Raw genomic sequence first — 15,483 nt, forward strand, 5'->3', positions numbered from 1 at the left:
CTGCTCCCACGTAGGCCCTCCGTCTCTCGCGATCGGGGGGATTCTTCGCACATTCACCTCATGCCCCGCACGAGGGGAGCGGCGTGGCGCTTACGCCTCAGGGGTCACCTGGAAAACCCAATAATGTGCGCCCTCCTCCGCGACATATTTGCCGTCATTTAGACACTGTGCTGTCACAAGCACTTCACGCATCCTGCAGACGCCGCACCTCGTCTTCAAAGGATGTGGCCTCCGCATAGCTCTTGCCGTGATCCGATATCCATCTACTGGCGGCACGGCCGGAGAACATGGCTATCCAGGAAGAGATTCTCGGAGGGTTCGTAGGATATTTCGTGTGCGATATTGGCGAATTGGATCACGTCGCTGCGTTTTTGGCGCTACGGAACATAGGCGAGCGGGAAGAAGAACGGGCCAGAATGCTCGCGCATCCTGGGTGGGAGGGATCTCTCGATTCAATCAAAGGTATGATCGACCGTCAGTCGATACGCATCCTTAAGCCGCAATATCGAGGGTGTAGCGATGAACGCGGCCTTGCCTCCTCTCACCGATCTTATAGTAGAACGCCTCAAACCGGGGTCATATCTCGTTGCTGAGGACAGGCAGCTCGCGCGCCACTGGCGTCTTGGAAGGAATTCCTTCCTCGGTGCCAACACTGTGTCGTGCTAGGCTCAACTGTGTCGTGCTAGGCTCAATATAAAAGGCGCAGCGCTGCCGAGGGCAGTATGATGCAGCATGCGCTTATCGAGTTTCGAGACGTCAGGCGGACGGTAGAGGCGATTGGCGAGGTACATGGCACTGCGCCAGGCCCGGTGTGAGGGTCGAACGGTTTGGTATCACGTTTGACTGGCCAATCGCTACCCACTGGGCTCTGCCAGGATCGACCGAAAGAAAGAAGAGCCAAGAAACGACACACGAGACCCATGATCGGTCAAACCGGCCGGCTTACGCAAAAGAACCTCCTGGGACAGGAATTCAACGATTACGTTGGCAAAGACGAGCCGCTGATCATCCTTGTCGGCAACAAACGACGTGGGTGTCGCAGGTTCAAGTTGGCAGGGTGATGCACTCCGTGCCGCGCCCAAAGTGTTGGCGATATCAACCGTTCGGTGGGAAATCCGTTCCACGGCCAAGCAGATCCTTTTCCGGTCGATCAGGGCGGCGCAATCCTTCCAGAATTTGACAGAATACTTCGCTGTTGCGCGTCCCCTCGCCCGCAGATCCGGGAGGTTGTCCCCGAGACACTATCCGAGCGGAACGCATATTCTGGCATACTAAGGAGACCTTAGGTTTTCGGATCGTAAACGATGCGCCCGCGCTCCGACCTGTCATGGCTCGAAAACTCCCATGTTCATCGGGCCTATTGCAAGGTTCGTTGGCGCATCGCTTACCGTTGATGCGCGGGAGAGCGATTAGCACCGCTTGCGGCGCCTACGCCCGACTTTCCGCATCTTGCCGTGGGCGGGCCTCCAAGATGAAGGCACACGGTTGCCCGCCGAAAAGTGATGTGCCGCGACGGTCGAGGGCTCAGACCAATTCGCCCGGCGGTGCGGAGATGTGGCAGGACGCGTAAATATAGCCAGTCGTGCGCTCCAAGCGATCCTCGATGCCGAGCTTGGTCATTGCGGTTAGGATAGCCCGCCGTTCCCTCACTGTCGAGAAGCGGCGCTGGCGCTGTCTGAAGCGGTCTACAAGCCTGGTTTCCAGTCCGAAATCCCGAAGGGCCATTGCGATATTGTCATAGCTGAAGGGATGCATTGCGAAGGCAACGACCCACGGGCGTGACGTTGCGGAGGCATCATACACGCGTGCAAATGTTCGCTCTGTGGCGTAACCCACACAGCCTGTACTGATGACGATATCCGCACCCGCGAGATCGCGGCGTTCCTCGACCGTCAAGTCACGGGTTTCCAGATCAGCCATGATACCCGCTTCCAGCAGGCCCAGAACCCGCGCATAGCGAACAGCCCGGAACGATGGGTCCACGCCGACGAACTGGATGTCGTCACGGAGGCCGCGATTGCGAAAGAAGGCGCGATGCTCGATCTCCTGTCGGCGCGAGAGCGATCCTCTAGGTCTCAGATAGGCAGCATACAGATCGTCGAGATTGAGATCGGTGCGCAGTAAGGCGGCGTTAATGCCATAGGAGCAACCGACATCGATAATCTTCAACCTGGTTTTCTTTCGAACGCGTCGATAATCGGCAAAGATCCTTTCGAAAACCGGCTTGGCCCGATCTGGAATCACATAGTCTAAGGACAGATGCGCGCGAAAATAGGCGTGCGGCCACCTGGAATTATAGGCTGCCGCGAAATCATGCTTCGCCCCCTGAATGTTGGCGCGCCCTGCACCTGATGGCGCCATGGTCCCCCTCACTGGCCAGGGGCCTTGCGGTCGCAGCCGACTATCGGGATAGTTCTGTCTGAAAGCTGACAGACTGGCGAGTTGATTTTGGGAGATGTGGATTTACCGATGTCTTCTTTTCCACAGAATACGATCTGACACGGATCTGACATGCAGCTTTCCTTCGTTCGTTCCTTTGATCGCGATGTAATCCCGACAGGTAGGCCCTGCCGCCGACGAAGGAGCTTCAAAACTCATGCCAACCGCGCAGAGACAGCATGGGATTTGTTGTTTACTGTTCTCAATGGTTTACTTGCGAGTGCAGTGAGGGGCCAAGCCGAATATATTGCGTCGCATACGCGACAACCGTCGCCTAGCTGTCGACACCCGCCACCGCATCAAGGGCGCCTGCTGTTCTCGCAGGGTGTCACCGACTACGAGCCACTTCATAAAAGTCGGCGCCAGCGGCTTGAAGAGTTGCTAACGGGAGATGGACACGCCTTGCCGAGGCACATGAAGACCCAGATCAGCCGAGAACTGGATCGGTTGGAACTGGTCATGAATCAGATCAAGGCTGTCGAGGATGAACGCGATGCGCTCATCGCGGCGCAGATTACTGACAACACGAAGCCGTCGCCGGTCACCATGCTAGTGGAGATCAATAGGCTCGGCGCGGAGTTTGCCAACATCCTCTGGTCAGAGCGACTGTTCCGGCATTTTTGATAACCGCCGTCAAGTTGCTGCCTATGCCGGCCTGGCGCCAACGCCCTGGCAAAGCGGCTTGATCGACCGCGAGCAAGGCATTTCGAAGGCGGGCAATCCGAGATTGCGCACGACGTTGATCCAATTGGCCTGGCTGTGGTTGCGGCATCAGCCGAATTCGGCATTGGCGCAATGGTTCAAGGCCCGCATCGAACATAATGGCGGGCGCATGAAGAAGACGACCATCGTCGCGCTGGCGCGCAAGCTGCTGGTGGCATTGTGGAAGTATGTAACATCGGGAGTCGTCATCGAAGGCGCGGTCATGAAAACGGCCTAACGTTTCGCTCATCTCTTTACCCTTTCCGATACCTCCAGGGTCTCATGAACCCTGGAGTTCCGGGCCGACGACCGATGCACCCCTTGGCGAAATGCCGAAGTCTAGAATGGTTTTGTCGACCTGAGCCCTGCCCGCCGGACGCGGGATGTTGGTGCAGCCGGAATAACGGCGACCATATGAGGTGGATGAGGCTCGGCAAAACGGGTCGGGTCACGCACTCGAGCTTGGAACCTGGAGCCGATACCAATGAGGACCATGCCATGTTTTAACGCACTTGACACAGTTGTTCCCCTGTGAGGGGTGCACTCCATCCCTGTCCGGGTTTGAAGGCGCAACAAGTTTGAACGGCAGCCGTTGCAACAAACCTGCAACAAAACTCGAAATAAAATTTGCAGAGTCTTAGCACCGCAAAATTGTTGACGATGGTAGCCTGGGGGCAAGGTCTGAGGTCAAGGGCGGCTACAAAGATGCCGACAACCCTTCAGACCGCCGCACGGCACGCACCGAAGGAGTCCACAGCCAATGGCAAGAGCGCTGATCCTGATTGGAGGCACGATAATGGGCTCGGGTCTGCTATACCTCCAGGCTGCTCAGCGTCTTGGCCTTCAGCCAATTGCCCTTTCGGCCGATCCAACTCGGTATGATCATTTCGCGGCGAAAGAGGTTGAGTCAATCCGTGTTGATACAGACGATCTGGATGCGCTGATCCGCGAATGTTCCCGGCTGCGAGCGACTTATGGCATCGCCGGCATAACGGGCGCTGCCGATTCGTTTTGTGCGATAGCCAGCAAGCTCTGTCGGCACTTCGATCTACCTGGACCGAACCCGGGAGCTATTGAACAATGCCTCGATAAGTACACTCAACGTCAACTTCTCGCGGCCTCTGGCGTTCCGATGCCTGCTTATCGCTTGGCGGCCAATGCAGCGGAGGTAAAGGATTCTGCCGTGGAAATCGGGCTGCCGGTGATAGTTAAGCCTGCGGTGGGCCACAGCAGCGTCGGTGTCCGTTTGTGCTGCACTGCCGATGAGGTAGTCGAACATACGATCCATCTGTTGGGCGGGAAGCACCTGTCGCGGTCTTCGCCGAGGATATTGGTCGAAGAATTCGCACAAGGTCCCTATTATACCGCTGAGATAATGGGGAATGAGGTCGTTGCAATTGGCACCGGTGGCTTCGGCCCTCCACCGCATTTCGTTTGTCGTGAGTTCACCTTTCCGGCACTGCTGAGTGATCACGAGCATGAGCGTATCGTAGATGTTTCGCTGAGCTGTTTGCGAGCTCTCGACCTTGGCTGGGGGCCAACGAACATTGAATTCCGGTGGACGAAGCGTGGCCCGGTCGTCATTGAAGTCAATCCGCGCCTTGCTGGCACGCCCTTTCCTCAACTCGTTCGTCTGGCTTACGGTGTCGATCTCATCACCGAGCACATCAAGCTTATCATAGGCGACAAATGCGATTTGCGCAGAAGGCATTCGCACATTGCGGCCGCGCGGCACCTGATTGCTGATCGCAATGGCACGCTTGATTGGATCGATGGGCACAGCCAAGCGGCCGCAGTATCAGGTGTTGCCGAGGTCAAGTTCTATGTTGAACCAAAGACGCCGATTGTCAGAAAAGGCGATTATCGAGACTGTATGGGACATGTCATCGCCGCTTCATCTAGTCTTCCTCGCACCGAGGCGATACTTCAGCGTGCCGTCGACTTGATCGGTTGGTCGATCACACCCTTTCCGATCACTTGACAAACAAAACCAATGTGCGGCCCCTCACCTCCCACCTCCCGGGCTCATGAAAAGAAAGCGGTTAACGGAAAAGCATCATCATCACGATACCGCGCGAGCATGAGACGGGGCGAAGGCCGGTGATCTGGCCCTGCAAGCACGGTATCTCGGAGCCAACGCTTTACAATTGACAGCCGGCCGTGAGGGTTCAGTGGCAGGCACGCTGAAACGAGTCATTGCCACAGCTGAACAGTTGCCAATCGTGATGTTAGCAACAGTCCTCAATGAATGAATATGCCCAGCTGCAGGTAGATGGCTGGCCCGATTGTTACCCATCAGGTTGTCGAGTACGCGCCGCGGTGATGTTCCTCAGCCGAGTTGATGTGCAGAAAATCGCTTTTATGACCTCTCCTCAGCCTGGCACGATTTTTGAACCGCCTCTCGTGAGGGGGTAGGAACTGGCGAGCGATATTTAGATCGTGGAGCGAGATTGTGATCACTGGAGCGAAGAAGGGAAGCAGCATGTCAAGTCAGGCAGCAAGCGCGGAGCGCGGTAGAATTCAGGGGGCGAAGCACGATTTCACGGCAAGCTACAATGGCAGATGGCCGCACGCCTATTTTCGGGCTTGTTTGGCCGTGGACTATATGCTTCCAGATCGGGCCAAGCCGATCTTCGAAAGGATCTTCGCCGATTACCGACGCATTCGAAACAAGACGAAGTTGAAGATAATCGATGTCGGTTGCTCGTATGGTGTCAACGCTGCCTTGCTGCGAACCGATCTCGACCTCGACGATCTATATGCTGCCTATCTGGAACCCAGCGGATCGCTGTCGCGCCAAGAGGGGATCGAGCATCGCGCCTTTTTTCGCAATCTGGGCCTCCGTGACGACATCCAGTTCGTCGGCGTGGATCCATCGTTCTGGGCTGTTCGTTACGCGCTGGATCTGGGCCTGTTGGAGGCTGGCGTCACGGCTGATCTGGAAACTCGCGACTTGACGGTCGAGGAACGTAGCGCACTCGCGGATGCCGACATCCTTATCAGCACAGGCTGCGTGGGCTACGCTACCGAGCGCACCTTTGCACGCGTGTATGAGGCGTCGGCGACGTCACGCCCCTGGGTCGTCGCCTTCGTAATGCACCGCTTCAGCTATGACGACATCGCGGCGGCCCTTCGGGCTTTCTCGTTGGAAACTCGGCACTTAGAACGGTTCAGACAGCGCCAGAGCCGCTTCTCCACGTCGAAGGAACTGCGGGCGATCCTGAAGGCTATGGCCAAACTCGGCATAGAGGATCGCCTAGAGCGCACGACGGGCTACATCTATGCGTCCTGCTACATTTCCGCACCCCCAGGTGAAGCGCTCTGACCGTTGTCATGGACGGACGCATCTCCAGGAGAAGCGAGTTGCTCGCTGCGACGCAACCATCAGGTTGTCGCGCACCTTCTCCCAGCTTGGGCGCGGACCACGATGATGCTGGCCTCGAGCAATGGACCGCCGATGACACCGGCGCAAGCGTAGCGTGACCGGGAAGTGCCATGTCGACGAGATGTACATCAAGGTCCGCGGCCAGTGGATGTATCTTATTTGCGCCATCGACCGTGTCGGCGACACAGTCGAATTCTCGTTCAGCGAGCAGCGTGACCTGCCCTCGCGCATCAACCGCCGCATCCGGTCAATGCTCGGCTTCAATCACCAGCACTGCCGCGATCATCCTAAACGGCATCGAAATGGTTCACATGATGCGTAAGCAACGGGCGAGGTTCGCCTTGAATCCGAATCCATCCCTGGCCGAGCAGTTCCAAATCCCTGCCCCGTGATTGGCCTCCTGTCAGACCTTTCTACAATCCCATTCATTCGTTGCAACAAAACCTGCAACAAAACTCGAAATAAAATTCGCAAAGTCTTAACGCCGCAAAATTGTTGACGATGGTAGCCTGGGGGCAAGGTCTGAGGTCAAGGGCCGCCGCACGGCACGCACAGAAGGAGTCCACAGCCAATGGCAAGAGCGCTGATCCTGATTGGAGGCACGATAATGGGCTCGGGTCTGCTATACGTCCAAGCTGCTCAGCGTCTTGGCCTTCAGCCAATTACCCTTTCGGCCGATCCAACTCGGTATGATCATTTCGCGGCGAAAGAGGTTGAGTCAATCCGTGTTGATACAGACGATCTGGATGCGCTGATCCGCGAATGTTCCCGGCTGCGAGCGACTTATGACATCGCCGGCATAACGGGCGCTGCCGATTCGTTTTATGCGATAGCCAGCAAGCTCTGTCGGCACTTCGATCTACCTGGACCGAACCCGGGAGCTATTGAACAATGCCTCGATAAGTACACTCAACGTCAACTTCTCGCGGCCTCTGGCGTTCCGATGCCTGCTTATCGCTTGGCGGCCAATGCAGCGGAGGTAAAGGATTCTGCCGCGGAGATTGGACTGCCAGTGATAGTTAAGCCTGCGGTGGGCAGCAACAGCGAGGGTGTCAGATTGTGCCGCACTGCCGATGAGGTAGTCGAACACACGAACTATCTGTTGGGCGGGCAGTACATATGGCGGTCTGCGCCGAGGATACTGGTCGAAGAATTCGCGCAAGGAGCCTATTATACCGCTGAGATAATGGGGAATGAAGTCGTTGCAATTGGCACGGGTGACTTCGGCCCTCCGCCGCATTTCGTCTATCGCGGGGGCACCTTTCCGGCACTGCTGAGTGATCACGAGCATGAGCGTATCGCCGATGTTTCGCTGAGCTGTTTGCGAGCTCTCGGCCTTGGCTGGGGGCCAACGAACATTGAATTCCGGTGGACGAGGGATGGCCCAGTCGTCATTGAGGTCAATCCGCGCCTTGCTGGCTCGCCCACTCCGCAAATGGTTCATCTGGCTTACGGTGTTGATCTCATCACCGCGCACATCAAGCTTGTCATCGGCGAGGAATGCGATTTGCGTAGAAGGCACTCGCAGACAGCGACCGCGCGATTCCTGGTTGCTGATCGGGATGGGACGCTCAATTGGATTGGTGGGAACGGTGAGGCCGCTGCTGTATCAGGTGTCGCCGAGGTGAAATTTTACGCTAGACCCCAAACCCCGATCGTCAGAAAAGGCGATTATCTAGACTGTTTGGGCCATGTCGTCGCCGCTTCATCCAGTCATCCTCGCACTGAGGCGATACTTCAGCGTGCCGTCGACTTGATCAGTTGGTCGATCACACCATTTCCGACCCCTGACGAAGTAACCTTGACCTAAACTAAATCAAAACAATAGATAGAGCGGGTAATCTATTATGTTCGATATAAATCGTAATTGTGCTATTGGCGCAGAAGGATACCAGAAACTTTTCGGAATTGATGGTAAGGTAGTCTGCATTTCAGGCTCGAGCCGCGGTCTCGGGAAGTCGCTCGCTACCTGTTTTGGACGATTGGGCGCCAAGATAGTCCTTTCCTCGCACAATACTGAAGAGCTGACCGAAGCAGAGGCCGAACTTGCAGGCCAAGGGATCAATGTGACAGCTATACGCGCTGATGTGCGGTCGCACGACGATTGCAAGGCACTGATCGGTGGCACGGTCGACCGGTTCGGGCAAATCGATGTGATGATCTGCAACGCAGGTATCGACATCATTAAGCCAGCGCATTCATATGAAGAGCCGGAATGGGACGAGATCGTCGATACCAATCTGCGTGGCTACTATTACTGTGCGAAGTTTGCCGCCCAGGCAATGCTGGATCAAGGCGGCGGCAGCATCATCATGACTTCTTCGGTCGCCAGCTCGCTCGGCATACCGGGCCTGGCTGTCTATGCTGCGAGTAAGGGAGGCGTCAATCAACTGACGCGCACCATGGCGGTAGAATGGGCCGATAAGGGTATTCGTGTAAACGCCGTTGCACCTGGGTTCATCAACAACTTCATGGAAAGAGTGCACCCTAACCTCGATAGCCCTTATCAGCGCCGCGCAATGGAACTCACTCCGATGCGACGCCGCGGCGATCTGTCCGAGTATTTCGGGCCTTACATTTTCCTCGCTGGCCCAGCTGCATCGTTTGTAACAGGCGAGATTCTCTATGTCGACGGGGGCTACGCCGCGAGCTGATACAGAATGCTTCGATGTTGTGGCGGTATTTGGAGGCGGCTAGGCAATGTTAAGCAAAATACCAGATGAAGTAAACTTCCTAGACTGCACCTTGCGCGACGGTGGCTACTACACAGGTTGGGATTTCGCACCGGAACTGGTGTCGGACTATGTCGCTACCATCAACGCTCTCCCGATTCGCATGGTCGAGCTGGGGCTCGCCGGAAAGCCTGAGAGCCACGGATATTTCGCCAGTGTGACGAGTTCTAAGGCCGAACAGGTGGCTGCTGGTCTCCTGGTCAAGGCATGTGTGATGATCGATGCCAAGGACGTGCTTGCGAACGAACTGCCTGTACCCCTTGCCGTGACCCGCCTGACAGAAGGACTAGTTCCAGGACATATCATGACCGTCCGCGTGGCGACGCATTACAGCAACTTGGCTGCCTGTAGGAACATTTTCGCTGAGTTGTCTCGGAAAGGCTTCCGTGTGTTTGTGAATCTCATGCAGATCGATGCAGCAAATTCCGTAGAAGTTGAGATGTGCCTGAAAGAAGTAAAGCAGTTCGACACCATCGACGTACTATATATTGCCGATTCCTTTGGCTCTATGACGCCAACTCGCGTTCAGGAAATTATCGGCCGGTTTGCGGATCGAATTGAGCCTGACATTGGATTCCACGGCCATGACAACCGGGGATATGCAGTGGTCAATTCAGTGGCCGCCGCTATGGCGGGAGCGACCTGGATAGACTGCACTATGGCCGGCATGGGCCGCGGGGCAGGAAATACAGCAAGTGAGCAGCTCCTGCCGCTTCTCGCTCGTCTCGAAACATCCAAGGAACGGGCACTCCTCGAGCACGTCTCGCGTCACTTCGAACCGCTTCGCAAACGGTATGGCTGGGGCAGCAGCGCGGCATATCAATTCGCAGGCTCAAACTTTATCCATCCGTCCTATGTCCAAAAGCTACGTGAAGGTGGGGCATTATCTGACGCCGCAATCATCAGGTGCCTGTCGGACCTTTGCGCCGATGAACGAATGAGGTTTGACAAGGAAAAGCTGTCGCCGCTGATGGCGCAGGGTATCGCCTGATCGCAGGTTTTTCTGTCGAGGTGCCTCTTTTCCCAACTTGGAGCAAGCCATGACCCTGCCAAACGCGGTAGTAAAACCATCGGCCCTCCCGTCCGATCCACGGTTCTCATCAGGCCCTTGCCGCAAACATCCCGGCTGGGGCGTGCACCCAACTATGCTGCGCTATGTTGGACGAAGTCACCGGAGTTCCGAGGGAGCAGAAAGGCTAGGAGAAGTAATCAGGCGCATGGCCTCTTTGCTAGAGCTGCCTGTTAGCTGGCTCTGCGGAATCGTGCCCGGTTCAGGCACTGGAGCCTGCAGCATGGCCTTACAAAATCTACTCGGCCCCTCTCCAGTTGAGACATTCGTGTCAGACAACTTCTCGCAGTATTGGGCAAATGAGATCGATACGTTGGCGCTTGCCCCCCAAAACCGGCACATTTGTGCTTTCGGAGATTTTCCGAGCACGAGCAGGATCGACTCCAATCACGACATCGTTCTAGTGCTAAACGGCACCAACAGCGGCGTCTGTCCGCCGGACCTTGATTGGGTTCTTCCCGACCGTGCCGGGCTTGTGATCGCAGATGCCGTCTCGGCGGCTTTTACGAGGCCTATCGACTTCAATCGGACCGATGTTCTGTGCTGGTCATGGCAGAAGGCGCTTGGCGGCGAAGGCGGCCATGGCATGATCGCGCTTTCGCCTCGGGCTCAGGCACGACTGAAGGCCGACGGTCGTAAGCCTGTAGCCAGGCTCATGAGATTGCACAACGCCGACGGATCGGTCAACAAAGCGTTTTTCGGCGGCCGGACGATCTCGACCCCTAGCATGTTCGCCGTCGAGGATATTCACTCTGCACTCGACTGGGCCGAAGCGTGCGGCGGACTTCCCGCGCTCCTGAAAAGGGTTGCCGATAATTATGCTGTGATGGCCGATTGGGTGAACTCCACTCCTTGGATTGATTGGACTTGCACCAATCCGGCAGCACGCTCCCCCTGTTCAATTACGCTTCGACTTGTGCGAGAGCAGCACGCTACCGGCGAGAAAGAGGACGACGACAAAATCGTTGCGGGGATGATCCGTCTACTCGAAGCCGAAGGCGCGGCTTTTGACATCTGGAGCTACGGTGATGCGCCACCGGGATTTCGAATATGGGCAGGGCCTACGGTCGAGGCAGAAGACTTGGCGATCTTATGCAAATGGCTGGCCTGGGCTTATAGCGAGACGTGCGAGAGCAGCATACCACCCGAAACGAAGGTCGTGCGTCACGGCAGCTTTCCGCCCTCTAACACGCGCGCGGTTCAGCCAAGGGAGGAGTCGGCTTGTCTTCTAACCGCCGCCCTCGAAAGCCCACCTCCCCAGACACTGGCAGATTACTACGACGCGATACTTTTCGACGCAACGGGGGTTCTGATCAGTGAAAATGAAGCCCTGCCTGGCGCTGCTGATATCTTGGCCAGACTTAATATGTCAGGTCAACCATACTACATCGTGACGAATATCAGCAGTGGGTCGGACGAAACGATATTTGCGCGTCTTCGCGGCGCGGGACTTCCGATTCCGGCGGTCGACCGTATCGTGTCCGCAGGCGGGGTCACGCGCCCTCGCGTACTCGGAGAGCTAGCGGCCGGGCGGCAAGTTTCGTATGTGGGCAGTGCACGCGCTGCGCATGACATCTTCGGCAAGCATCCAAATCTTCATTGCGCTGATACGGCCGAGACATTCGACACACTCGTAGTGCTCGATGACGAAGGTTTCGATTTTAAACGAGCGGCCGAGCACATCCTGTCCACTTTTCGACGCAGACTGATCGAGACGGGCGAAATGCCGCGTATGATAGCGGCAAACGGGGATATCATTTATCCTGGCAAAAACGGCACACTCGTCTTTGGACCATGCATAATAGGGCCAATGCTTCAAGCAGGACTAGCGCCCTTCGGGGCTCCTCCAATCTCGGTAGAGATTATGGGCAAGCCAGGAAGACCGATTTTCGAAGAGTGCATCGCTCGGGCAGGTACCGACCGTCTTTTGATGGTAGGCGACCAGGTTGATACTGATATCAAGGGCGCAAAGGCAGCCGGGCTCGACGCACTTCTCGTAACCACTGGCCTCAACATTAGCGGCGAGTTGCGTCACGGCGAGAACGGCGCTCCCGATTATGTCGCAACGAACCTCTGTCAAATCGTTGATGGCAGTTTGTTTCCACCCCTTCGATCGGCGAAGCATTCTAGCACAACAAAATCGGGATTCGCAGATCGGAGAAGGCGAATCGTGGGCAGCAGCTGAGCACAGCTGCATGGTTATGAGGGAGATGCAAGGAGCATTCGCGGATGTAGTGGGACAACAGTAATGCCAAGCACCAAGACAGGAACGCAGATGATCATTATCGCCGCGTAGAAGGATTGCCGGCCGTCGGAGCCGATGCGACTGGAACTGGCGGAGAAGGGGCAGATCGTTGCGGAAGTCCGCTGCCGGCGCTAATATCTCGGCCGTCGTACGGGCGTCAGCCGCAGCCTGATTGAGGCTGGCTGCGGTAGGCGGGGCTAGTCAAGCCAGACCGTGGCGAGGGAGACGACACCCCTGCAGTTTGCGCTGAATGTGGCAATGTGGCGGCAACCAGAAGCGGTGGGTCGAGCGCAGCGGCTGCGATAAGACGGAAGCGCCGGGATCGTTCAGTCGGGTAGAGGTTGAGAAGGGTGGAAGCCACCTCGACCTGACAGGTTCGGTCGAACCAGCCTTGGCGCCTGCTGTTGTGGGTGCGTTGCGAGTGGCGACACAGTCGGTCGATTTCCGCCGCTGCATAAGGGGCCTTATTGTGCTGGCCGCGGCCGCTCTTCCGGCCGATCCTATTGCGGCTACACTTTGTCTTCCGGCCCAAGCGCAGTGACAGGCCTGCGGCTCATTTTTTGGGGCGGCAACATGCGCCCTCTAATGAGCGCGCGGGTTGCTGTTCCAGCGAGGAGGAGATTAAGGATGCAGAGGCAACCGAGCGCTCCATGCCGGATGGAAGGAAAGTGATGACTAAGAAAGAGGCCGTTCGCAACAACATCAGCATACGCGCCAGTTCCAGGCGAACTTCCCGCGCGAAAACTATGCGACCGAGGTCCTCGGCCTTTTTTTGGCGGGGGACTAGGCCATGACTGGTCGGAAAGTCGGTTTCATCGGTACAGGCACCATCACCGATGCCATCGTGCGAGGATTGCTCCGGGAACCGGCGGCTCTGTCGCGCGTCCTGGTCTCCCCACGCAACGCCGAGGTCGCCGCGAAACTCGCCACGGATTTCTCATCGGTAACGGTTGCAGCCGACAATCACTCAATCGTCAAAGGCTGCGACACTGTTGTTCTCGCGGTTCGCCCTCAGATCGCGAAGGATGTCGTCCGCTCCCTCCCCTTTCGAAATGGCCAAACCGTGCTCAGCGTGATGGCTGCGACTGACCGAGCTACACTCATCGACTGGATCGGCTCGAATGTGCGCCTGACGCAGGCTATTCCCCTCCCCTTCGTCGCCGAGCGCAGAGGCATCACCGCAGTCTATCCACGGGATCCCGAGACAGCGGCGATCTTCAAGGTGCTGGGCGGCGTGGTGCAATGTGACTCAGGCAAGGAGTACGAGTTGCTTGCCGCCGCCAGTTCCCTGATGGCAACCTATTTCGGCATCATGCATGGGGCATCCGAATGGCTGGCCTGGAAGGGGCTGTCCAGAGACAAGGCGAGATCCTATCTCGCGCCCCTATTCACCGAACTATCGAGAGTCGCCCTGGAAGCACCCTCCGGAGTTCCCTTCGCCGAACTCAGTCGCGCATTCGTGACCAGAGGCGGACTGAACGAACAAGTCCTTGGCGACTTTGAAAAACATGGCGGAGCCGATGCACTGAAGACGGCGCTCGATCACGTACTCGCCAGGATCGAAAAAGGCTTCCCACCGGAGCATGTCAAAACTTAAAAGGTCGGCCGCGTGCACGCAATGATCACCTCGCATCGGGCTGCGCCAGCGTCCAGGCGACCCGACAACACGATGCCGCCTTCCTCACCTTCGTGCACGAGCGGCACCTTGCCGATGTCGGCGCCAAGTGGATAGCATGAGAATCCACGAGACTGCAGCATCAAACGATTCGATCTGATGGAGCCATCACCGGCCAGCCGACCTGTGCATCATCGCACCCAATTTCGCTAGATAAGTTTCGCTCTGAGTGGTCCACGGGAACGAGAAGTTAAGCGCAACGAAGTTTCGGAAGGACGCCTCGATCGAGAAAATAGGGCCTGGGAGGAAACTGAAGTCGGATTCTATCGCCTGAAGCAAAGCGCCAGTAGCATCGAAGCTGACTGGCCCTCGTACCCAGCACATAAACCCACCGGCGGGAGGCGATACAACACATTCACTGGGAAAATGTTCTGCGACTAGCTCGAGACCCCGTTGCATCCTCGCTGCAAGTGTGCTGCGCAATCGCCTCAAATGTCGGTCCTGACTACGGATTGCCAGAAACGTGGCAATCGCGCGCTGGACAATACCGTCACCGCTGTTCAGTCCGTGTGTATACTGGTGTGTCATCAAACGCCGTGTGTGGGTGCCGGCAATGATCCAACCCAATCCATACGCTGGCGGGAGCGAGGCCATGAAACTCCCGAATTGCACCACGATATCGGACGGATCGTGTTGTTTAAACGAAGGCTGCCTGCTGCCATGGTAGTTCAGGTCGCTGAACATGTCATTTTCAAGGATAAGCACTTGGTGTTGGCGGGCAATTTCCACGACACGGCGCATGGTTTGCTCGGAATAGGTCACGCCTGTGGGATAATGATGGGAGCCCATAAGCAATGCTACGCGAACGGAATTCGAGCGGACAAGATGCAGGAATTGTTCGGGATTAATGCCAGAGCGCGGGTGGGAGTAAATTTCCACCACAGAGAGGCTCTTGCGATTCAATCCGGCCAGCATTGGAAAATAAGAAGGACTTTCGACAAGGACTACGTCTCCTGGCTTGGTAAATGCATTGAGGCACATGTCGAAGCACGACATGCCCGTGTTGCCGACGATTATCTCCCCGTGTGCTACGATGCATCCTCGCTTTGATACGCGGCGCGAAATTTCATGTCGCAACTGCACGTCGCCTTGTGGTGAATCGCACCCAACAAGCCTGGTCTCGCCTTGCCGCAAGAGCTGGCGCAATAGCCGGTCTATTTCGCTGCGGTCGAATAAGTCCGGACTTGGGTAGAAGCTGCCGAATGCGCCAAGCTCATTTGAATAACAAATATGTAG

10 protein-coding genes and 3 pseudogenes are annotated in these 15,483 nt (G+C 56.7%); 10 read left to right on the forward strand and 3 right to left on the reverse strand.

Annotated elements, in window-relative coordinates:
* Positions 1–287 precede the first annotated feature (287 nt).
* A complete protein-coding gene (locus tag NKJ08_RS35695) occupies positions 288–593 on the forward strand; it encodes an NIPSNAP family protein (RefSeq protein ID WP_352785920.1) in 306 nt (101 codons plus the stop codon).
* Positions 594–1,524: 931 nt separating this feature from the next.
* Here NKJ08_RS35695 and NKJ08_RS35700 read toward each other — a convergent pair.
* Positions 1,525–2,169, reverse strand: coding sequence for a hypothetical protein (locus tag NKJ08_RS35700; protein ID WP_352785923.1), 645 nt, complete (start codon positions 2,167–2,169; stop codon positions 1,525–1,527).
* 520 nt (positions 2,170–2,689) lie between these two features.
* Between NKJ08_RS35700 and NKJ08_RS35705 the strand changes: the two are divergent.
* The 9 genes and pseudogenes from NKJ08_RS35705 to NKJ08_RS35745 all read left to right on the forward strand — a co-directional run.
* A pseudogene (locus tag NKJ08_RS35705) lies at positions 2,690–3,379 on the forward strand (transposase); the annotation flags it as partial.
* A gap of 522 nt (positions 3,380–3,901) precedes the next feature.
* Positions 3,902–5,122, forward strand: coding sequence for an ATP-grasp domain-containing protein (locus NKJ08_RS35710; protein ID WP_352785926.1), 1,221 nt, complete (start codon positions 3,902–3,904; stop codon positions 5,120–5,122).
* A gap of 501 nt (positions 5,123–5,623) precedes the next feature.
* Positions 5,624–6,466: a hypothetical protein gene (locus NKJ08_RS35715; protein ID WP_352785929.1), complete on the forward strand. Its 843-nt coding sequence runs from the start codon at positions 5,624–5,626 to the stop codon at positions 6,464–6,466.
* A gap of 136 nt (positions 6,467–6,602) precedes the next feature.
* Positions 6,603–6,918 (forward strand): annotated as a pseudogene (locus NKJ08_RS35720) (DDE-type integrase/transposase/recombinase); the annotation flags it as partial.
* A 179-nt stretch (positions 6,919–7,097) separates the two neighbouring features.
* Positions 7,098–8,336, forward strand: coding sequence for an ATP-grasp domain-containing protein (locus tag NKJ08_RS35725; protein WP_352785932.1), 1,239 nt, complete (start codon positions 7,098–7,100; stop codon positions 8,334–8,336).
* Between the two features lie 37 nt (positions 8,337–8,373).
* Complete coding sequence (locus NKJ08_RS35730) at positions 8,374–9,180, forward strand: SDR family NAD(P)-dependent oxidoreductase (RefSeq protein WP_352785935.1); 807 nt, start codon at positions 8,374–8,376, stop codon at positions 9,178–9,180.
* A 46-nt stretch (positions 9,181–9,226) separates the two neighbouring features.
* Positions 9,227–10,249 (forward strand): hydroxymethylglutaryl-CoA lyase-like TIM-barrel protein, encoded by a 1,023-nt coding sequence (locus NKJ08_RS35735; RefSeq protein WP_352785938.1) that lies wholly within the window; start codon positions 9,227–9,229, stop codon positions 10,247–10,249.
* Between the two features lie 301 nt (positions 10,250–10,550).
* Complete coding sequence (locus tag NKJ08_RS35740; protein WP_352785940.1) at positions 10,551–12,512, forward strand: HAD-IA family hydrolase; 1,962 nt, start codon at positions 10,551–10,553, stop codon at positions 12,510–12,512.
* Between the two features lie 850 nt (positions 12,513–13,362).
* Positions 13,363–14,169 carry a pyrroline-5-carboxylate reductase gene (locus NKJ08_RS35745; protein ID WP_352785943.1) on the forward strand — a complete coding sequence of 269 codons (807 nt, stop codon included), beginning with the start codon at positions 13,363–13,365 and terminating at the stop codon, positions 14,167–14,169.
* Here NKJ08_RS35745 and NKJ08_RS39180 read toward each other — a convergent pair.
* Both NKJ08_RS39180 and NKJ08_RS35755 read right to left on the reverse strand, forming a co-directional pair.
* Positions 14,166–14,306: pseudogene (locus NKJ08_RS39180) on the reverse strand (cupin domain-containing protein); the annotation flags it as partial. The gene NKJ08_RS35745 and the pseudogene NKJ08_RS39180 sit on opposite strands and share 4 nt — an antisense overlap.
* Positions 14,307–14,355: 49 nt before the next feature.
* On the reverse strand, positions 14,356–15,483 hold a 1,128-nt coding region (locus NKJ08_RS35755; protein ID WP_352785946.1), incomplete at its 5' end, for an aminotransferase-like domain-containing protein.

The sequence above is a fragment of the Mesorhizobium sp. M0244 genome, from assembly GCF_040321795.1.
Classification (GTDB): Bacteria; Pseudomonadota; Alphaproteobacteria; order Rhizobiales; family Rhizobiaceae; genus Mesorhizobium.